This window comes from Aerosakkonema sp. BLCC-F183, assembly GCF_041929145.1.
Classification (GTDB): domain Bacteria; phylum Cyanobacteriota; class Cyanobacteriia; order Cyanobacteriales; family Aerosakkonemataceae; genus Aerosakkonema.
In genome coordinates this window covers 125,220-145,760 of sequence record NZ_JBHFNU010000062.1, presented here as the reverse complement: position 1 = coordinate 145,760, position 20,541 = coordinate 125,220, and the positions used below count along the sequence as shown (strand labels likewise).

Annotated in this window: 21 protein-coding genes and 1 tRNA gene; 8 read left to right on the top strand and 14 right to left on the bottom strand. The window is 45.3% G+C overall.

The genetic code is table 11. From position 1 onward, the window contains the following. The first annotated feature begins 457 nt into the window (after positions 1-457). The 3 genes from ACE1CD_RS18610 (at position 458) to ACE1CD_RS18600 (ending at position 3,281) form a co-directional block, all read left to right on the top strand. The gene (locus tag ACE1CD_RS18610) at positions 458-1,585 is read left to right on the top strand and encodes a tocopherol cyclase family protein (protein WP_374791473.1); all 1,128 of its coding nucleotides are present in this window, start codon (positions 458-460) and stop codon (positions 1,583-1,585) included. 154 nt (positions 1,586-1,739) lie between these two features. Beyond that, entirely contained in the window at positions 1,740-2,426 is a 687-nt protein-coding gene (locus ACE1CD_RS18605) for an LAGLIDADG endonuclease (RefSeq protein WP_374791471.1), read from the top strand. A 318-nt stretch (positions 2,427-2,744) separates the two neighbouring features. After that, complete coding sequence (locus ACE1CD_RS18600; RefSeq protein ID WP_374791469.1) at positions 2,745-3,281, top strand: YdcF family protein; 537 nt, start codon at positions 2,745-2,747, stop codon at positions 3,279-3,281. Positions 3,282-3,369: 88 nt separating this feature from the next. Here the strand turns inward: ACE1CD_RS18600 and ACE1CD_RS18595 are convergent, their stop codons facing one another. From ACE1CD_RS18595 to plsX, 9 genes are all read right to left on the bottom strand, one after another. Next, positions 3,370-4,491: an AI-2E family transporter gene (locus tag ACE1CD_RS18595; RefSeq protein WP_374791467.1), complete on the bottom strand. Its 1,122-nt coding sequence runs from the start codon at positions 4,489-4,491 to the stop codon at positions 3,370-3,372. Positions 4,492-4,578: 87 nt separating this feature from the next. Further along, the gene (locus tag ACE1CD_RS18590; protein ID WP_374791465.1) at positions 4,579-4,878 is read right to left on the bottom strand and encodes a DUF2288 domain-containing protein; all 300 of its coding nucleotides are present in this window, start codon (positions 4,876-4,878) and stop codon (positions 4,579-4,581) included. Positions 4,879-4,965: 87 nt separating this feature from the next. Next, the gene (locus tag ACE1CD_RS18585; protein ID WP_374791501.1) at positions 4,966-5,604 is read right to left on the bottom strand and encodes a lysophospholipid acyltransferase family protein; all 639 of its coding nucleotides are present in this window, start codon (positions 5,602-5,604) and stop codon (positions 4,966-4,968) included. A gap of 185 nt (positions 5,605-5,789) precedes the next feature. Next, entirely contained in the window at positions 5,790-6,668 is an 879-nt protein-coding gene (gene fabD, locus ACE1CD_RS18580; protein WP_374825991.1) for an ACP S-malonyltransferase, read from the bottom strand. A 55-nt stretch (positions 6,669-6,723) separates the two neighbouring features. Then, complete coding sequence (locus ACE1CD_RS18575; RefSeq protein ID WP_374791461.1) at positions 6,724-7,092, bottom strand: DUF4259 domain-containing protein; 369 nt, start codon at positions 7,090-7,092, stop codon at positions 6,724-6,726. Between the two features lie 18 nt (positions 7,093-7,110). Then, positions 7,111-7,665 carry a Uma2 family endonuclease gene (locus ACE1CD_RS18570; protein WP_374791459.1) on the bottom strand — a complete coding sequence of 185 codons (555 nt, stop codon included), beginning with the start codon at positions 7,663-7,665 and terminating at the stop codon, positions 7,111-7,113. 68 nt (positions 7,666-7,733) lie between these two features. Further along, on the bottom strand, positions 7,734-9,029 hold the full coding sequence (locus tag ACE1CD_RS18565; protein ID WP_374825990.1) for an RNA-guided endonuclease InsQ/TnpB family protein: 1,296 nt from the start codon (positions 9,027-9,029) through the stop codon (positions 7,734-7,736). Between the two features lie 66 nt (positions 9,030-9,095). After that, entirely contained in the window at positions 9,096-10,094 is a 999-nt protein-coding gene (locus ACE1CD_RS18560; protein ID WP_374791455.1) for a beta-ketoacyl-ACP synthase 3, read from the bottom strand. Then, a complete protein-coding gene (gene plsX / locus ACE1CD_RS18555; protein WP_374791453.1) occupies positions 10,094-11,128 on the bottom strand; it encodes a phosphate acyltransferase PlsX in 1,035 nt (344 codons plus the stop codon). Before plsX ends, ACE1CD_RS18560 begins: the two co-directional genes overlap by 1 nt. 87 nt (positions 11,129-11,215) lie before the next feature. On the opposite strand from plsX, the gene ACE1CD_RS18550 reads away from it, so the two are divergent. Then, complete coding sequence (locus tag ACE1CD_RS18550; RefSeq protein WP_374791451.1) at positions 11,216-11,476, top strand: hypothetical protein; 261 nt, start codon at positions 11,216-11,218, stop codon at positions 11,474-11,476. Beyond that, positions 11,449-12,786 carry a D-alanyl-D-alanine carboxypeptidase gene (locus ACE1CD_RS18545; protein ID WP_374791448.1) on the top strand — a complete coding sequence of 446 codons (1,338 nt, stop codon included), beginning with the start codon at positions 11,449-11,451 and terminating at the stop codon, positions 12,784-12,786. The genes ACE1CD_RS18550 and ACE1CD_RS18545 overlap by 28 nt, the downstream gene beginning before the upstream one ends. Before the next feature lie 48 nt (positions 12,787-12,834). Here ACE1CD_RS18545 and lptC read toward each other — a convergent pair whose 3' ends face one another. The 3 genes from lptC to metG form a co-directional block, all read right to left on the bottom strand. Next, positions 12,835-14,004, bottom strand: a complete 1,170-nt coding sequence (lptC, locus tag ACE1CD_RS18540; protein ID WP_374825989.1) for an LPS export ABC transporter periplasmic protein LptC — start codon at positions 14,002-14,004, stop codon at positions 12,835-12,837. A gap of 65 nt (positions 14,005-14,069) precedes the next feature. After that, entirely contained in the window at positions 14,070-14,678 is a 609-nt protein-coding gene (locus ACE1CD_RS18535) for an NYN domain-containing protein (RefSeq protein WP_190465949.1), read from the bottom strand. A gap of 72 nt (positions 14,679-14,750) precedes the next feature. Then, positions 14,751-16,370, bottom strand: coding sequence for a methionine--tRNA ligase (metG, locus tag ACE1CD_RS18530; RefSeq protein WP_374825988.1), 1,620 nt, complete (start codon positions 16,368-16,370; stop codon positions 14,751-14,753). A gap of 277 nt (positions 16,371-16,647) precedes the next feature. On the opposite strand from metG, the gene ACE1CD_RS18525 reads away from it, so the two are divergent. The 3 genes from ACE1CD_RS18525 to ACE1CD_RS18515 all read left to right on the top strand — a co-directional run bounded on the left by ACE1CD_RS18525 (position 16,648) and on the right by ACE1CD_RS18515 (position 18,367). Beyond that, the gene (locus tag ACE1CD_RS18525) at positions 16,648-17,370 is read left to right on the top strand and encodes a lysophospholipid acyltransferase family protein (RefSeq protein ID WP_374791442.1); all 723 of its coding nucleotides are present in this window, start codon (positions 16,648-16,650) and stop codon (positions 17,368-17,370) included. 21 nt (positions 17,371-17,391) lie between these two features. Beyond that, the gene (locus tag ACE1CD_RS18520) at positions 17,392-18,237 is read left to right on the top strand and encodes an alpha/beta fold hydrolase (RefSeq protein ID WP_374825987.1); all 846 of its coding nucleotides are present in this window, start codon (positions 17,392-17,394) and stop codon (positions 18,235-18,237) included. Positions 18,238-18,295: 58 nt separating this feature from the next. Next, positions 18,296-18,367, top strand: a tRNA-Lys gene (locus tag ACE1CD_RS18515). Between the two features lie 296 nt (positions 18,368-18,663). Here ACE1CD_RS18515 and ACE1CD_RS18510 read toward each other — a convergent pair. After that, entirely contained in the window at positions 18,664-19,488 is an 825-nt protein-coding gene (locus tag ACE1CD_RS18510; protein ID WP_374791438.1) for a DUF928 domain-containing protein, read from the bottom strand. Positions 19,489-19,861: 373 nt separating this feature from the next. Beyond that, the gene (locus ACE1CD_RS18505; protein ID WP_374791436.1) at positions 19,862-20,539 is read right to left on the bottom strand and encodes a uracil-DNA glycosylase family protein; all 678 of its coding nucleotides are present in this window, start codon (positions 20,537-20,539) and stop codon (positions 19,862-19,864) included. Positions 20,540-20,541 lie beyond the last annotated feature (2 nt).

The window sequence follows — 20,541 nt, the reverse complement described above, 5'->3', positions numbered from 1 at the left end:
GCGATCGCGCATCAGTAGCCTTGAAACCGCGACCAGCTAAGCTGTAGGCAATCAAAAACCTAATAATTTAGCACACTAAGTACGGAAGAACCAATATCTAATAAATCGAACGGAGAAACTTGAGTTAGCAGATGGATATAAGTTACTCCCAAACTATATAGCTTGCTGGCAAAAACAGCTTTGCCTTTCGTTTGTTCGGGTTTGGCAATTTGGATGGAGGCAATAGCTCATAACCTTTTGAAATTTTAAGTTTTAGATTTTAGATTGATTAAAGTTTTGTCTGAAGAGAATGCCAACATTTTGGCAGTCCTGTGGCTTATAGGCAAATAGAATCAAACGATATCGTCTGATGGTAAGTATTCCCCAAATATATTTTCGGCCTACTGCGATCGCACTTAACTGCTAACTTGAATATGGCAAGCGCTCACACTGGGTAAGGTGTCGCTCAATTGAATCTATGCTAAACTCCTTCGATCGACTCAAAACGGATTTCTCAAAGCCTAAAACTATCCAAACGCCTCACAGCGGCTATCATTGGGACGGTAGCGATCGCCGTTTTTTTGAAGGTTGGTACTATCGCGTCACGTTACCGCAGCAGGGCCAAACTTTCGCCTTCATGTATTCGATCGAAGACCCCATCGGCGGTAAACCCTACAGTGGCGGTGCCGCCCAAATTCTTGGCCCCGATGATGAATACATTTGTCGCACTTTCCCAGATCCAAACAAATTTTGGGCGTGGCGGGATGCGCTAGGTTTGGGACATTGGGGCAAAATCAACTCAGAAACCGCGTTTTTCAAAGAAACCCGGTTTCTCGACCCAGCAGAATTCGATCGCCACATTCGAGAAGGCTATCAAGCAACAGCTACCTGGCATCAAGGTTTGATTCGCGATCCCGGTTCGGCTGGGTATTGCCGTTGGCAATATGAAATTAAGCCTGTGTACGGTTGGGGAAATAAAGGAGAAGAACAGCAATCTACAGCAGGCTTTTTGTCTTTTTTACCAATATTTGAACCGGGATGGCAGATATTGATGGCTCACGGACTGGCGACAGGTGCGATCGAATGGAATGGCAAACTCTACGAATTTACAGACGCACCAGCTTACAGCGAAAAAAACTGGGGCGGTGCCTTTCCGCAAAAGTGGTTCTGGGTAAATTGTAATTATTTTGATGGCGAACCAGACCTCGCGCTCACCGCAGGCGGCGGTAGGCGTGGCTTGCTGTGGTGGATGGAGTCTGTAGCGATGATAGGCATTCACTATCGCGGCAAATTTTATGAATTCGTGCCTTGGAACTCACAAGTAAGCTGGGATATTCAACCTTGGGGTAGATGGCAGATGCAGGCTAAAAATAACCACTATGAAGTAGAGTTGACTGGCATCACCGACCTACCCGGAACACCTCTGCGTGCGCCTACTCAAACGGGATTGCAATTCGCCTGTCGGGACACCATGCGGGGTCAGCTGAGTCTGGAACTGCGAGAAAGGCTCAACGGCAAATCTAAAATCATCCTGAAAGCAAATAGTTCTTTATGTGGATTGGAAACAGGTGGCAGCCCTTGGGATAAATCCTGGCAGTCTAATTAATATTTCTTCTGCTATCATGTTTTTGTATCTGGGGCTGTAGCTCAGATGGATAGAGCGAGCGCCTCCTGAAATATCGGGCACTCCTAGAGGAAACTCTGCGAGTGAATGTGGTCAAAGTCAAGGAAGCCTAAGTCTGACAACAGGTAAGGTAATCTTGAGCCAAGCTTTACCTAAAAAGGGTAAAGAAGGTGCAGAGACTGGTTTTAGGAAGTGCAACAAGATGGACTACAATGTCTCATCAAAAATAGAGCAGCGTGGTATCCTGGCAGGAATGTTATTGGGTGATGCGGGCAGAGACAAAAAAAACCTCTGGCTTCAGCACTCACATAAGCAAGAGGACTATATTCTGTTTAAGAAAAAAGTTCTCGAACAAATAACAGGGAAACCAGTAAATATCCGCCGATGGACAACTAAGGAGGGCTACAGCCTAATTCGCATAGAACCTAAGTTGATACCTTTAACCAGGGTCTTAGTTAAAAAGCTATATAAGGGAGGAACTAAAACTATAACTAGAAAGTTCCTTAACCTCCTAACCCTGCAAGGAATAGCTATATGGTTCATGGATGATGGTTCTAAGTCCTTCAAGAAAAAAAACGGTAATATCCATGCTCTCGAAGTTACCCTCAACACTTATTTGCCCAAAGAAGATAATGAGATCGTAATTTCTTACTTCTCAGAAGTATGGGGTTTTAAGTGGGGGCTGAATAAAAGCAAGAATTATTACCGTTTAAGAATGGGCACTAGAGAGGGGAAAAGATTCTTATCTTTCATAGAGCCTTATATCCACGAAAGTATGCTCTACAAAGTGCAAACTTCCCAAAACATAACGGCCACCACCTAAAGGCTTCCAGCCTATGGTGAAGGTATAGTCCAGAGAGTGGGGAAACTCACACAAATCTGAAGCGCTAGGTCATGGGTTCAAGTCCCATCAGTCCCGTACAAATCAAATGGCAGTTAAAAATAATATTTCAAAATAAGCTGAAGGTGATAATCTGGGAGCCATACCTACGGCTAGGACAAAAATCCTCAGCTTATTGTTTATCATTAATGCCACTTGACTGTCTGCATGGTTTTAAGAACTTCTCCCAGTCACCGACGTTACAAACTGAAGAAGACCTCGCCTTCTAAACCGCGCTCAAAGCGTAGATTTTTGGTAGCGTTGACGGTTCCTATTGTGCTTTGGTTTGGCTACAAACAAGTTAGAAGCCTAGACCCACCCCAGGCAGTTTTAATGTTAGGTGGTTCCACTCCTGCATTGGAGCGAGAAAGATTTACAGCAAAGTTTGCCAGCCAACATCCCAATTTGCATATCTGGATTTCTTCAGGTGGCCCAGGTAGCTACAATAATTACGTCAAAAAGGTTTTTGTCAAAGCTGGTGTTGACTTAAATCGCTTGCATTTGGACGAACAAGCTGTAGATACAGTGACTAATTTCACCACTTTAGTTGATGAGTTAAAAGCTCGTGGTGTCAACAGCGTCTACTTGATTACTTCGGATTACCATATGCGCCGCGCTCAAGTTGTGGCTGAGATTGTTTTGGGAAGTCGGGGAATAGTTTTTAAGCCAGTACCTGTGCCTTCTGGTGAAACACCGGAACCCATTGAAAAAAGTATCCGCGATGGCGCGAGAGCAATTCTTTGGGTAGCAACTGGAAATACTGGTTCAAGTTTCAGCAAACTTTTTTACCATCACTAATGTCAGCCTATTAATTCAGCAGTCAAACAATTTTAGATTTTAGCTTTTTGCCTTAGCTCCCCACACACCTAAAATCTAAGATAGCGATTTACAATTGTTCCGAATTCATAGCTTTCATATCCTCTATTTCAAACCAAGTAACAACAACTCCTGCAATCGGAATGGCTAGAAATACTCCCAGTAAACCTGCTATTCTAGCGCCAACTAATAATGCAAAAAATACTAAAACAGGGTTAAGATTGAGTGAGTTTTGCATGACACGAGGAGCTATCAAGTTATCTTGTATTTGCTGAAGTACAATACAAGTTATTAACACTTTGATAGCCATCCAAATACTCTGCGGTAATAAAAATAAACAAATTAAAATAATCCCTAAAGTAGCTCCGATTCCAGGAATTAGGTCAAAAACTCCAGCTATGGCTGCCAAAACTAAGGGGAAAGGTACTTGTAAAATAAAGAAGACTATGAAACTGGAAGCGCTTAAAAAGATAGATAAGAGCAGCTGTCCGCGAAAATAACCTAAAAAGTTGCGCTGCACTATATCTGTGAAGCGATCGCGCAGATGCTTCGGTACAACTTTTAGGATAAAATTCCACAGTCGTTTGCCATCTAAAAGCATAAAAAATGCGACAACTTCAATTAGTATGAAGTGGATTAAATTCGTCAACAATATAGGCGAAGTAGCCAGACTGGCACCGAGAACTACTAAAGCTTGATTTCGCAAAGGTTCTTCGATCGCACGCAAATCGACTTGCAGGTTTCTGGTACGCAGATAACTTTCCAGCCTTTCTACTAAAGGTATGAGAGAGTTTAAAAAGTTGGGTACGCTCTCCAAAAGTTGTTGTCCTTGCGATAAAATCGCAAATCCCACGGTGAATGTGAAAATACCCAATAGCAAAAGGCTGAGCAAAAATACTAAGCTAACCGCTACACCATGAGGCATAAAACGTCGCAGCCATCTTACCGGATAGCTGAGCAAAAAAGCTACAATTGCAGCGAAGGTAAAAACTACAATTATCTCTTGAAAATAGGCAAAACACTGTACGATCGCCCAGCCAGACGCAAACAGCAGCAAAAAGCGAACCAAAGCCAAATTATTTAACCGTTCCCAGAGATTTTTTGCAGGTATTTGACTCATACGATCTCCAGGTAGATGCCCATGAATGTTGTGGGGATCGGGCGGTCGAGCTGAGCTATCTTCCAGTTTCATTGTGTACCCTGGCTAAAATAGAGGGTAAGAGGGATATTACATAATACCCAATCCCAATTAACAATTAATTGCCGATAATGTATTTCATCAGTTTTGGACTGACGGTTCTTGCACCAGCACGTAAGGCTGCACGATCAAAGCGTTAAATCGCTTAGTTCGGTCTGCCTGCCAAGAGGCCATTTGAGTGGGAGACGGTTTGTAGATCAGTTGCTCGCCAATCCAATGCTGGACAGATAAAACATCATCGTTAGCTATGGCCACCCCGACATCCACCAAGTCAAGTCCCAGAGAGACTACAATTAAGCGATCGCGCTGAGCGTGGGGCATCAGCCATTCCCATTCTGCCTCATCCAGCGTCTCTGACAATTCTGCTTTTAGATCCTGCATTTATAAAAAAGTCTTGCTTAATTTATGGCTTATTCTAGCTTGCTATTTTAGGTAGAAAACTCTCTCTGGCTACATAAACACTGCGGTTTAACGGCCCAAGTCATGCAGAGCATTGATTTCAACGGCACATTTTTGGGTCACAGACTCTAATTCGTCCCGACTGCTGGAACTGGGAGGCTCTATTAGCTGGCCGATACGTACCGTTACAGGCGTAAATCGAGGCAGAGGAGAGCCTTTTTGGAGAATCTTCTCCGTACCCCACAAACTCACTGGCAGCAGAGGCACTTTTGCCTTTGCGGCAATCATAGCAGCACCGAGTTTGGGTTCGGTAATTCTTCCGTCTGGGGTGCGAGTGCCTTGCAAGAAAACACCCGTAGCCCATCCGTCCTCCAAATATTTGAGTGCGGAACGAATTGCGCTGCGGTCTGCGGACTGACGATTCACCGGATAAGCACCATACAGCAAAATCGCATCTTTTAAGATCGGGATTTTAAATAATTCTTCCTTAGCCATGAAGGCGATTGGCCGACGCAGACAACAAGATAAAATCAGTGGGTCAAAGTGGCTGGCGTGGTTGCTCACCACCACTAGCGGCCCTTCTTGCGGCACGGCTTCAGCACCATTAATGCGTCCCTGAAAGTAAACGTGGAGCATGGGACTAACGACCGACCACTTGAACAAGTGGTACAGCAATAAGCTGGTAAAGGGTTCCCGGCTTTTGACCACAGCAGACAATTTCGTCACTCGATTTTGGATTTTGGATTTTGGATTGGCTTCGCCTCAAAAGGACGGAGCTTAAAATTGGGAAAATGTTTTTTTGATGATTCCCCTTGAAATGGGAGGCTTGAACCTCTTTTTTTCGGTCAAGCACTCAAATCGATCAGAATATTAGCGTAGCAGTTTTTCCGCCTCTAATTGGGCAACTCTGTCAGATTGCTGACATTTTGCAAAGCTATATCCGGACAAGTGCGTTTAATCAAGCCTGTGAGAACTTTACCAGGGCCAATTTCCACCACGCGATCGATCCCTTCTGGCGGTAAAGCGAGCGAGATTTCCTGCCAGCGTACCGAACCGGTCATCTGCTGAGAAAGGCGCTGCTTCAATTGTGTCCCTGCCACTGCTGGTGTCGGGTCAACGTTAGATAGCACTGGAACTTTGGCATCAGTAAAGTCTACAGATTCCAGCACTTTTTCAAATTCTGCCGCAGGTGCTGCCATCAAAGGGGAGTGGAAAGCACCGGAAACATTCAACTTGACAGCACGCTTTGCCTTCACCTGGGATAGCAGCGCTTCTACTGCTGCTGGGGTTCCGGAAATCACCACCTGAGCGGCGCTGTTATCGTTGGCGAGTACAACGTCAGGTATTTCTTGAATTTTAGCTGACAATTGCGAGCGATCGAACCCGATCAGCGCCGCCATCATCCCGCCAGCGGCATTATCCATCAATTCCGCACGGCGTTTGACCAAAGTCAACCCAGCTTCAAAATCGAACACTCCAGCAGCGTAGAGGGCAACATATTCTCCCAAACTATGACCGGCAACCAGGTCGGGTTGCTGTCCTTTTTCGCGCATCAAGTCAGCCAGAATACTTTCAACAACATAAAGGCATGGTTGGGTATAAAGCGTTCGCGATAGTTCTTCCTCCTTTTGGCAGATTTCTGGAATTGACCAGCCTAAAATCTGCTCTGCGCGATCGAATTTTGCTTTAGCAGCTGGCAATTCTAATAAATCCACTCCCATACCTACTGCTTGCGAACCCTGTCCTGGAAACAACCATGCCGTTTTAGTCATCGTTAGCTAACCTAGAATTTGGATCGTTATTATCGCAAATTTTGACTACCGAAATTTATCGTCGATAAAAACTAAGCGCGATCGTTTCCAATTTTACAAAAGTGTCTTCGATAACTTGACGTCGTTCTTGCTTGTAATTTTCCCGTGGTCTAAGATTATCTATTTGCTCGTCGTAGATACGCAGATATTTTTCTCGCCATTCCTTAATAACTGTTTCTTTAGGTGGCGCGACATTGAATTTTTCGCACAAGACGGAGAGGATGGCTACGCTCGGTATGAGAACAGCTTCTCCATCTTCATCTAAATCGGCTCGATCGTCCTCAATAAAGCAATTTTCAATTTCTTTTTCCAGCCGCTGGACAAGATCGCATAAATAATCGAGCGCACCATCATTTTGAAAATTACCCGCTCCCCAAGTTCCCATATATCCAATCTGAAATTTTTAATCAAATACGGGAGGCCATAATTGAGCAACAGCCAATTCCCAACCCGGAAATAATTCTGGAATCGTCAGAGTATCTTCATTGTTCAGTACTGTTGGTTCGCCACCAGAGCGATAGACAGTTACTGTCAGCTTATCTGGGTCAATGAGGATACCCAATCTAGCTCCCAGTTCCAGATACATTTGAATTTTTTCCTCTAATTTTTTTACTCGGTCTGTCCGAGATTTAATCTCTACAACCAAGTCGGGAACTAACTCGCCAAAGGAACGGGGACTTTGGCGCAATCTGGCGGCACAAACGAAAGAAACATCTGGGGCACGTAGGTCAGTATTCGGTAGAATAAAACCGCCGCTGGAATCAAACAATCGTCCTAGTTTCCTTGGCTCGACCCAAGCAAATAAAAGTGCTATCAAGCGAGCGGTAATTTCACTAGAAACGATATCTGATGGCCCCATTAGAACAATACTTCCTTCTTGCAACTCCAGTTTATAGTCTTCATATTCTGAGGGCAGTTGGGCTTGGAATTTTTCCAAATCGCCAACGGTTAAAGACATGAGAATTCTCCTGGAATACGGGCACCTACAAATATGTTAACCGCTCAACGAAACTTACTCAAACCTACTCAAAGGCTACTCGGTCCAGTCATTCGTAGTGGGTCTAGCACTACAGGGTTAAACGGCAAACCCTTTATTCCCTGGTATAATACATCAGGAATTACTTTTCTCATCATATTCAATGACCCATTCACATCGGCATTTAATAACCGACCTTGGGCTGTTTTATACAATCCTCTCGCTACTCTATGGCCCTGAAACACGGGTTTTCTTTCCCCATATTTAGGCAGAACATCCTCATCTAAAGAACTAGATTGAGATGTATAAGATTCTTCTGTTTTGATGACTTTAATTCCTTTTAATTGGGCTTTATAGGTCAACATTTCAATTAACCTATAATGGGGAATATCCACAAATTGTTGATTATTTCTTCTCCCTAAATTTATTGATTGTTTCCAAGTTGGATTATGCCCAATTACTAGGATTCCTATTTGATACTCTTGACACCAATCTATGACTCTTCTGCTGGCTGTATGCAGATAATTTTCTACTCGACAGTTCCGTTTATGAGTGAGATTTTTTAATCTTTGAGAGGTGTTTTGATTCTGCTTGAGTTTTAGCACAGATTGTAAATCGGAACGTTGTTTATTGTAAAAGGTGTTAATCGCTTTTAGGGGTCTGCCGTTAATCAAAAGAGGTCTGACGCCTGTTTGATTTGTAGTTACAGCCATTAAGTTATTAACCCCTAAGTCTATCCCTGCTATTTGTTGATTATCCGTTGTCTCCTCATTTTTTTCATAAACGATTTCTAGGACATAACAACTGCTTTTCGGCACAATCCTAGCTGCTTGTATTTGCTTTTGTAATGTGGCAATTTTTATTTCGCTCATCGACAGGTGACAAATTCCTTTTTTTAAGGCTTTTTTCGAGATAGCTTCGTCAGGATAAGGGAGAAGATGGCGACCTTTACTTTTATGTTTATATCCCGGAATTCGGGGTTGACCTAAGAATTTTTCCGGATTTATTTGCCAAGTTTTTACAGCTTGAAAATAACTTGTCCAGGCAGAATCTAATCGGCGGATAATTTGCTTACTCACTTTTGTGGGTAAGGCTTTGTAGTCTGGGGTTTGTGAGAGAAGGTGGTAAAGTTGGTTAAAGTTTAATTTCTCGTGGTGTTGAAAAAAGTGTTGACGATAATGATAATTCGCTAGGTTAAACAAATTTTTCGACAAAAAAGCCAAGTAGTCAATTTCTGACCAGAAGGGATGGTTTTTTGTGATGATATGACGTTCCACTAGCAACATGATTGTGATTATACCCTGAAAAGGGCTTTCCCAAAAACTCCCTCGCCAAAAATTGCTCATTATTGGTATTTAGGTATCAAAATGACCAATATTGAGCATAATTAGTTAGATTTTTGGCAACTGCATTTACCCCCACTGGAAGATGGCGGCACCCCAAGTCAAACCAGCACCAAAACCAGCAGCGGCAATCACATCACCAGGTTTAATTTTGGCTTGACGCACTGCTTCATCAAGGGCTATGGGAATAGAAGCGGCGGAAGTATTACCGTAGCGAGCGAGATTGCTGATAACTTTGTCAGAGGGAATGTGGAGGCGATCGGCAACAGCGTCGAGAATGCGCTGGTTTGCTTGATGCAGCACCAACCAGTCTACTTTGTCAACACTTATATCTGCTCGATATAAGGCTTTTTCAATGACTTCCGGCACTCTTTTGACGGCGAAGCGATATACTTCTTGGCCGTTCATCGTGATGGGCTGATAACCGCCTTGAGCGATGCTAACTTCCTCAATGAGTGATTTTGGCTGTCCCCGATAGCCAAGATTGAGGCAGTTATTCATACTACCATCGCTGCGAAGTTCAAAACCCAACAGACGATCGCACTCGGAAGCCTGCATAACGACAGCCCCAGCGCCATCACCGAATAAAATGCAGGTGCGCCGATCCGACCAATCTACCCAACGGGAGAGGATATCGGCTCCAATTAACAAAACATTGCGGTAGACACCGGTGCGGATAAACTGGGCCGCCGTGACCAAGCCAAACACGAAACCGGAACAGGCAGCAGTGAGGTCAAACGCCACTGCTTGCCTTGCTCCCAGTTGGGCCTGAATTTGACTGGCGCTGCCAAACAAGTCGTCAGCAGTGGAGGTAGCCAGAATAATCAGATCCAGATCCTCCGCTGCGATCTGAGCCATCGCGATCGCCTCAGCAGCGGCAGCAGTAGCCAGAGAGCTCAAAGAGTCGGATGCTGCCGCCAGACGACGCTGACGGATACCAGTGCGTGTAGTAATCCATTCATCAGAAGTCTCCACCAATTGAGCGAGACTCTGATTATCGAGATAAGCCGTCGGTGTAGCCGCACCGCTGCCTGTGATGGCAATACCAAACCCTGATTGTTGCAACATTATTCTCCATCAGTCGTTGGTGCAGCACTTTTTTGATAACTCGACTGAATGCGATCGAGTACCCGATTATCGATCGCTTCTTTAGCCAAGCGAATCGCGTTAAAAATAGAAGGAGCTTGAGAGCTACCGTGGCTGATAATGCAAATTCCGGCAACGCCCAAAAGCAAACCGCCGCCGTGTTCCGCGTGGTCGATGCGCTGCTTGATCCGCTTCAGATTTGGTTTGAGCAAAGCCGTACCCAACTGTCCGTGCAATCCTTGAGGTAACTCCTCTTTCAGGATTTGCAACATAATTTCCCCTACAGCTTCCGCAAATTTCAACAAGACATTGCCCACAAAGCCATCGCAAACGATGACATCAAATCGACCGGAGAGAACGTCCCGACCTTCAGCGTTACCGATGAAGGAAATTTTGGGATTATTTTCCAGCATCTCGTGGGTGCGGAGTGCCAAATCGTTACCTTTGGAAGCTTCCTCGCCGATATTGAGCAATCCCAATTTCGGATCGGATACTCCCAGTACGTACTTGCTGTAAATCGAACCCATGACGGCAAACTGTTCCAAAAACTTGGGACGGCAGTCAACGTTTGCGCCAACATCCAAAATCAGCACCGACTTACCAGCGAGTATCGTTGGAAACACCGCGCCAATGGCTGGGCGATCGATTCCCCGCAGTCTTCCCAGACGCAGCAGTGCGGCTGCCATTGCCGCCCCGGAGTGACCGGCGGAAACTACTGCGTCAGCCCGTTTTTGCTTCACCAAGTCCATAGCAACATTGATAGAAGCTTTGGGCTTGCGTTTTAAGCCGCTCAGGGGCTCCTCGTGCATTTCAATTGTGCCTTCAGCCGGCACAATTTCCAGCGGAAAAGAACTTGTGTGTTGTCCCAGGAAAGATTGGATTTGAGGCTCATCTCCCACCAGCAACACTTCCACGTCTAGTTCTTCCCTTGCCCTCAGAGCGCCTGCGACGATTTCGGCGGGTGCGTGATCCCCACCCATAGCGTCAATTGCAATCCGTGCGCGAGTCGAGCCCATTGATCGATGTGATAGAAACCTCAAAGATTTTACCAGATGGCTCACACCCAAACATCACAGAACTTATGTATTTGAGCGATCGCTCTTATGGTGACAGACACAGAAAAGCTCTTTTCCTGGCAAAGTCTGTCCTGCGTTCTATTTGTTGTGTTATTAACTAAATCTGGTTATCGAACTCAAAGGACGGATATTATTACTCATCTGGGTATTAGCGATCGATTGTGGGTGATGGATAATTTCTCCGCCTCTACGCCTCTGCCTCTCTTTTTTGAGCGATCGCTCATGCTCCCAGCCCGATTCAGTGTAAAGGATGGTCAAAAATGCTGGAATTATTTAGCACTGGGTTAATGTCTGCATGGCTTTCGATGGCAGGAATGGAACGCTCCCAGCTAGATGCTGTGCAGGCGCTGACATGGCCCGGTACACCTGGGTTTGTCTTACCGGCGGCTCCAGAACCGACTACTGCGATCGCATTGCAGCAATATCTAAAAGAACTGTCGAAAAAAGGTTCGACGACCAATTCGCAAGGTGTGTGGATTCAGTCCGGGCCCGTACTGCTGTCCAGCAATCAGGGTACTGTGCCCCTGCCTGCTGCCTCTTTAACCAAAATTGCCACTTCTTTGGCCAGTTTGAATACCTGGTCTCCTTCTCATCAGTTTGAAACGCTTTTTGCCGCCACTGGGCCGATAAAAAATGGTGTGTTGCAAGGGGATTTGGTGGTCATCGGCAGTGGCGATCCGCTGTTCATTTGGGAAGAAGGGATCGCTGTCGGTAATGCGCTCAATCGTCTGGGGATCAAGCGCGTTGCAGGCAATTTGGTGATTAAAGGCAATTTCTATATGAATTACACCACTACAGCAGCTGTGGCGGGTCAAATGTTCAGAGAAACGCTAAATGCTAAGAGTTGGTCAAAAGGAACTACGTTCAGATATCATTTTTCGATGCCGAAGGGAACGCCCAAACCGCTTGTAGCGATCGCAGGTGGTGTGAAAGTCCTCTCTGTGGAAAAATCCCAGGTTGGAAGTAATAATTCGCAAGAAATTTTATTATTGCGCCATCGCTCTCTTACTTTGGCACAAATCTTGAAGCATATGAATGTTTATAGCAATAACGAAATGGCACAGATGCTGGCTACTGCTTTGGGAGGCGCTGCTGTTGTGCGAGAGCTTGCTGCTGAAGCGGCTGGAGTTCCCCAGTCGGAAATTCTTCTGATCAACGGATCTGGATTGGGAGCGGACAATCGCATTTCTCCTAGAGCAGTTTGTGCGATGTTACAAGCGATTCAACGCCAGTTGCAGCCTGTAGGCTTAACCATTGCCGACTTATTCCCAGTTTCGGGTTTCGATCGCGACGGTACGATGATACATCGGCAGATACCGAATGCGGCGGTCGTAAAAACGGGTACTCTACGGGATGTCAGTGCGCTAGCTGGGGTTTTTCCCACACGCGATCGCGGTTTAGTTTGGTTTGCTATCCTCAACCGAGGCAACGATGTCCCGAATCTTCGGCTCGGTCAAGATCGATTTCTGCAATCATTGGTTCAGGAATGGGGCGCAGCATCAGATTTACCAAAAGTCGTTCTTCCTTCTCCCTCTAATTTCAGCGATGCCAGTCGTTTGGGAGCTACAGTTCGCAATGATATTCTGTTTGGAGGCTAGGGGAGAGAAAGTCAAAAGTCAAAAGTCAAAAGTCAAAAGTCAAACCCTCTAGGGAACTATTTCGGTAACGACTCTACCGCCACTGCTACCGCCGCTGAGGACAATAGTTTGGTCTTTGAGTTGGCCAACGGCTTTGGGGCCAGTTAAGCTCAAGGGTGGGTCAGTTTGTCTGTAATACACATTGCCTACAGCCTCAAACGTTTCTGTAGGAAGATACCAAGTCAGGTTATCCGTTCGCATTTGGGATGGCGGACGCTTTCCTACACCGAATACTTTGCCACTTAAATAAGCAATTTTGGGTTCTAGATCGACTCGACCTCGATCGCCTGTCAGGGTCACTTGTTGGACGCGATGCGAAATTCGCACAGGTTCTTCGGAAGTTACTTTTTTACCTGTAACGTTCCAAATTAAAAAATTACTGGCAATATCGAGGGGTGGATCTAACAACGCTAACTGACCGTTTTTTTTCAACGTAGCAATTTTATTTTTGAGGTCCACATCTCCTCGATCGCCGAATCCTCGATCTGCGATCGTTGTGCCAATATATCGGTAAAATTGAACTGGGCGATTGCTATACATTTTTTCGTTTTGCATTTCCCAAGTCAAATGCTCGGTTCTCATTTGTAAAGATTGCTCTTTGGCAAATGCTACTACATTACCGATTAATTCTATTCGTTTTTCCCGACTAAAAGCTCGCGCTTCTTGTGCTGATGCGTCTACTTGTTTGTGAGTTCCAGTCAATTGATTGCGGACAATCAAAAGATCTTCTTGGGGACGCCATTCCATCTCGTTGCCGCGCAAGACTACGCCGTTTTGGATATCGGTCGCAACAATTTGACCTTTAAGAAAAATTTTCTTGCCATCTTGATGAACTTCTCCCTGTTGTCCTGTTACTTGATAAAGTAACTTGCCATCCTGGAACAAATCACCTATCGGATTTTGAATTTGTGCAATCTTGTTGTTATTGCTATATACCGCTTGTTTTGCCTTGATTTTCCATACAGGACTTCCCTTTTCATCAGCGCGATCGAGCGTAACCTCATTAAAGGTCAAGCTACCTTCAACGCTTTTTCCCGCACTTTCTTGCGCCAGTTGACTATCTTGAGCCAGTTTTTTTGCTGTACGACCTTCGCCCCTGCAAGCTACTAAGCTCAACAGGAGCGTCAGCAAAAAAAACAGTTTGAGCGGGACAATTTTGTCAGGATTATTTTTATTCAAATTTGCCCCCTTAACAATTAAAAATTAAAAATCTAGAAAGCAGCTTTTAATTTTTAATTATTTGCTTATTCGTCATCTTTGGGATCGTCCAGCAAACCTATACCAGAAAACGGACGGTATGTATAGCCTTGCCGTGGAGTTTTTTGGATATCTTCCTTGATATTTTCCAGGTCGATGTAACGGTCTGCCACATTGATCAAACTGTCGCTGGTCATCGAACGGAGACTCACTACTTCTACGCGAACGCCGCGATAACTAACTGCATCGACTGCGTAAGCCAGGTCGCCATCTCCGCTTACCAAAACAGCTGTATCGTAGGAACCGACTAGGGCCATCATATCTACAGCTATTTCCACATCGAGGTTAGCTTTTTTAGAACCATCCGGCAATTGTACGAGGTCTTTGGCAATTACTCGGTAGCCGTTGCGGCGCATCCACAGTAGAAAACCCTGCTGCTTTTCGTTAGTGCGATCGACTCCAGTATAAAAGAACGATCGCAGCAGTCGAGAGCCAGCAGTTAATCGACAAAGCAATTTGGTGTAGTCGATTTCAATTCCCAGTTGCAGAGCTGCATAAAACAAATTCGAGCCATCTATAAAAATAGCAACGCGACCGCGATTTTCTAGAACTTGTTCTGGTGTGAATAGCGAATCTCTTTCCAAATTATTCAACATGGTTGTTATGCCTCGTTTGTTATCAAATCAAAATTGATGCTATCTTTTAATATTTTTAGCATCCCTAATAGCTTATTTGTCTTCTGACGAACCGGTTTCCAGTAACTCCAGTTTCTGAAAGACGGGTCGGGGTTCGCCTAAAGTCTGACTACTAGGTAGTGTTCCCCAATTAGCATGGATGTTGAAAGGTGCTGAAACATTAATTTGTGTTTTGTCATTAAAGTTCGTATCAAAACCCAATTGCCGATAAATATCGTTGCTGATATTGGGGATAATCGGTGACAAGAGATAGGCAGCCAATCGTACTGATTCTAAAACAGCGTACAGTACTTGTTCTACAAGTTCCTGTTTTCCCTGCTTGTACAGTGTCCAAGGAGCCTGTTCGTCAATGTATTTGTTGCCGGCGCGAATCAATGTGAGAATGGCTTCAGTTGCTTGGGTGAAAGCGAGGGCTTCGTAGGCTTGGGCGACTTTTTCTCCCAAGTCGCTGCCAATAACTTTGAGGGTATTCTCTGCGGGGATATCTTGACCGCTGATATTCGGTACTTTGCCACCGCAGTACTTACGTGCCATGTTCAGGGTGCGATTGAGCAAGTTGCCCAAGTCATTTGCCAGGTCGGCATTGAGTATGGGAATAAATCTTTCTTTTTCGTTAAAATCGCCATCCCGCCCAAATTCAATTTCTTTCATGAAATAGTAGCGCACGGCATCTGTACCGTAGCGCTTGACTAAGGCAACCGGATCGATCGTATTGCCAAGCGTTTTACTCATTTTTTGTCCGTCTACGGTAATGAAACCATGCCCAAACACTCGATATGGAATTGGCAGACCGGCTGATAGCAACATAGCAGGCCAATAAACGGCGTGGAAGCGTAAAATATCTTTGCCAATCAAATGTAAGTCGATCGGCCACCATTTTGATAAGGCATTCTCTAAGGTAGGTTCGCTATCCGGATCGAGTAAAGCAGTAACATAACCGAGCAGAGCATCAAACCAAACGTAGATTGTTTGGCTGGGGTCAACTGGCACCGGGAAGCCCCACTGCACGTTTACTCGCGAAATCGAGAAGTCTTGCAGTCCTTGGCTGACAAAGTTGAGAACTTCGTTGCGCCGGGTTTGTGGCTGAATAAAATCGGGTCTTTCTTGATACAGAGCTTCGAGTTGACTTTGGTACTTGGAGAGCCGGAAGAAATAGTTCTGCTCGTCTCGCCATTCTACCTCTTTGTTTGGGTGTAAGGCACAACGCCTTCCTTCCAGGAGTTCGCGTTCTTCTTTAAATTCTTCGCAAGAAACGCAGTACCAACCTTTTTGTTGACTCTGGTAGATATCGCCTTTGTCCCAGACGCGCTGAAAAAATTGTTTGACTATAGCTTCGTGTTTTGGGGCGGTGGTACGGCTGAATCGATCGTACTGAATATCGAGCTGTTGCCAAAGTGCTTGAAAGCCAACGGCAATTTCGTCACAGTGTTCTTTAGGCGATTTCCCCCGACTTTGTGCTGTACGTTCAATTTTCTGCCCGTGTTCGTCAGTTCCTGTAATCAGCAACACGGATTTTCCGCGTAGCCTTTGAAACCGAGCGATCGCATCTGCGGCGATCGTCGTATAAGCACTTCCTATGTGAGGTAAGTCGTTTACGTAGTACAGCGGTGTTGTAACAGCAAATGTGTTTTTATTTTTATCGATAGAATTCATGGAATGGCACAAAGTAATACTCTAAAACTGTTTCTAATCATACATGAGGGGTTTGAATACCTCATTTTATTTATTTATTTTATATAAGTTATTAAAAAACTTAATACCGGGATATTGCAGTTAAGAATCGCATTTTGACTGCTATTCAATATAAAACCTGGTTAGACGATCGAGGTAGAGGCGTCTCTACCCTGGGATATTTGTCGCTGCTATTACATTAAAGTTAACAATTATTAAGAAGAATGTCTTCCGTATTGCTATTGATGTTGCTTTCTCCATGTATTCCGAAAGTCCACTGACGATTTCGCACTCGTTCCTTGCTGCCACTGGCACACGGCTGTTTCTCCACCATGAGGATCGTATTCCTCAAAGCGGGCCGATGCTGCTGGTGAGCAATCATCGCAGCTTTATGGATGCACCGCTGCTGATGGCATCCGTGGGACGTACAATTCGTTTTGCTTGTCATCATTACATGGGGCAAGTACCGGTGATGCGGGAAATTGTGACAAAATTGGGGTGCTTTCCGTTAAAAGAAGCAGGACTCAGGCAGCAGCATTTTTTCGATCGGGCGATCGGACTTTTACAGGCTCAGCAGGTAGTGGGAGTGTTTCCGGAAGGGGCGCAACCTATGGTCAAATTTAGCCCGCCGGATAAATTAGGCAAGTTTCAAAGGGGATTCGCACATTTGGCTTTGCGAGCTGCGGTGCCAGATTTGGTAATATTGCCAGTGACGATCGCTTCGATTGAGGAATCGGTAAGTTCAGCCGTTCCCCTCAAGCTATTGAGCTTGTTTGACCCTTCAGAACCGTTGTTCGCTCGATCGGGTTGGCATCCTCTGGTAGTATATCGCCGAGTCAACGTTCTCATCGGTCGTCCTTGTTGGATAAGGGCTTCCCAACGGGAATACTATCAAGGCAAACAGGCAAAAACAGTCGTTGCTGAGATTACGCATTACTGTCAAACTGAAATTGCCGAACTGCTCCGTCGGGGCTGTTATTGAGATTGAATTATTTATTTAACGATGCCACAGATCAAAAGTCACCCTTGCTTTTTGACGCCCAAAGCACTTAAGCCAGATTGCCCTCTATTTGTTTTTCTGCCAGGAATGGATGGTACGGGTCAACTGTTTCGATCGCAAACGGCTGGTTTGGAAACTGGCTTCGATATACGCTGTTTGGCGATCCCAGCCAATGACTTGACAAACTGGGATGTTCTGGCGGATAAAGTTGTGGGACTGATCGAAGCAGAAATAAAGCAAGATCCCCAGCGATCGGTTTATTTGTGCGGCGAGTCGTTTGGCGGTTGCTTGGCGATTAAAGTCGCGCTGCGAGCTCCTCAACTATTTGAACGCCTGATTTTAGTCAACCCAGCTTCTTCTATAAGTCGTCGCTCTTGGATATATTTCGGCATCCCTTTGACTAAGATCGTACCGGAGAGCTTTTATCAGTTCGGTTCGTTGGTAGGTTTGCCAGTTTTAGCGGCTTTGGGAAGAATTGCCCCCGAAGACCGTCAAGCTCTCATAGAAGCTGTGCAGATGGTACCTCAGAAAACAGCTGTGTGGCGACTATCTCTGCTCAAAGATTTTGATGTTGAGAATATCGAGTTACATCGCATCGGTCAACCGGTGCTGATTGTTGCGGGTGGGTCCGATCGCCTGCTACCCTCTGCAACTGAAGCCGAACGCTTAGCGGAAAGCTTACCCAATGTCCAAATCGCCGTGCTACCCGAAAGCGGTCACGCTTGCTTGCTGGAGAAAGATGTCAATCTCTACGAAATTATGAAGGCGTGCAAGTTCTTACCCTCTCAGAGTAAGCGTTCCCACACTCTAGACCGGTCAAACAATCAGCTTGTCACTTCTCCGACTTAAAAAATTTTAGGCGATCGCTGCATAAATATTGTTGAATTTGTTATGATAGCAATTCGGAGGGCGACTAGCTCAATGGTAGAGCAGCGGACTCTTAATCCGGTGGTTCAGGGTTCGAGCCCCTGGTCGCCCATCAGAAAAAATCCCTGGAGTCCTTGCAATAATCGGACTTCAGGGATTTTAGTATTAGGTGTTGTGCGATCGCAAGTTCGACTTTTTGTCGTGCTTTGTCGTGCAGTTGTCGCGCCAAATTTTCAAGTTTATTTTGTCTAAGGCTATGAAATTTAAAATAAGCGGGACTTTGGCTTTAGTCATTGTAGCGACAAGGCTGCGCCCCCAGCAAGAAATAGCAAACCGTAAAAGTGTCTATTAACTAGCCATCGGGCGCTATCCTGGATACATGAAGGCCGACTTGATGTGCATCAATCGCTAAGGTGATGCAGTCGTCGTTACTGCTTTACAGCAATCGACCAAAGGCTCTTTGGCGAGTTCCTCCAGTCCGACTGATTTTAACAGTTCTTCCCAGGCAGCTGCTACGTCTGGATTATTAGGATCGGTGCGGTGTAGTTCTGCTATAGTGCTGAGCGCCTCGTACCAAATACCATTTTTAGCATACAATGCTAGGCGATCGCGCTCTCCTTGGGCTTCCTTGAGTTGTTGCGTTAAAGTTGGACTGGGGTCAGTTAGTTCTATGAAACCTTGCACTATAGGACTGTTAATTTGGTCGTTACAATTAAGTAGCAACATCCATTTATAACTTTTTCCTTTCTCTAAAGACGATAAATTTTCACCTTCAAAGGGGCTGAAGCTCACAATACCGGGTGTGCCAGCAATAGCAAATGTTTTCTCAATAATATTGTTATCCTGGTTATCCTTGAGAACAAATTTTGCGGTAGGTGCAGAAGTGAAGCGAATATAAAAGAAGAATTTTGGATTTGCTGTTGCCGTCAAGCCGAATTTACTATTTGTTTTACTATCTGTTGGCATCAATACAGCAAAAGAGCCGTCATCTTCGTATTTCTCTGTTCCGCATTGGGTACGACGCGACGCGCCTCCGGCAGTGCTGCTAGGTGCGCCTCTATTTGGAGCCTGAAATGCCTGAGAAATTTCCCAACTGCCAGGTATCCTTTGAGCGACAGAGGTTTGTTTTTGCTGTGCTTGTACTTTGGCTGGGAAGCGAGGGATGATAGCCAATCCCAGAGATACCGTTAATGAAAGCGTTGCCAGATTTAGGAGGGGTTTTTTCCAACCCATATAAATACCTACTTGTGCAATAACGACTAACAGTTATATCGGCTTAGCCGTCAAAGACTCCAAAAGCGAAACTATATTACTTTTGGCAGATGACAATTTAGCACCGCCGATAGATTTAAAGCTATTAATCTGAGTATACCCATATCCAAGACTTAAACATCCCCATCGGTGTTCCTGGTGAGAGATGAAAGCTTCAGGGGGAAGTGGGACAGTCAAAAGTCAAAAGTCAAAAAAAGGGACTAGGGGTGAGGGGCTAGGGGTTAGGGAAGAGGAAGAGGAAGAGGGAAGAGGGAAGAGGGAAAAGGGAAAAGGGAAAAGGGAAAAGATTAATTCTTCTGCTCCCCCGCTCCCTCTTCCCCCTAGCTCCTAATCCCTAGCCCCTAATTTCGGCTAGGCGCTGCTGAAGCATTTGGGGAAATTGGGCGTAATATTGTTGGTTGAGGGGAGAAGGGTGAGGTAGGGGCATCAGCGTCACAACACGTTGATGCAGATTGCCTTGGTTATCTTTTGCTTGGAGGGTAACTTGCAAGCTGGCCGTGTAGCGATCGCTACCTTCAAAAAATTCCGCCGCCACGCCTTTGCCAGCATAGGGAGAAAACCATTTAAAAGCTTCATTCCCCAACGTGATAATTTGATTTCCTTGCCAGTGAAATACCAGCAAACGCTCTAGAAAAGGACGAAATCTCTTTTTGACGGCTTCTGAGTAAGCTTTGTTCCCAGGTGGCTTGTAAGGAACGGTGTTGGTGAAGAGAACTCGATCGAGAACGGTTTGTAAATCTCCATTGTCGCTCGGCTCTTTACCGTAGATAGCGCGGTAGAGACCCAGGCGGACGAGCTTGCCTGCTGCGCCATAAAGCGGTTGACGGGCAATTACTTCATCTTTGCCTAAATCTCGCGCAAAAAAGCATAGCTGGCTTTCTAGGTTACCTGCGTATAGAATTGGCTGGGTGGGCTCTAAACCTGCTGCACGATAGACTGGTTCGTCGATGGGAAACTCAGAACTTTGAGCTTCTTGCTGGATTTCTGTTAGTAACTGTTGGATGTCTGTCATGA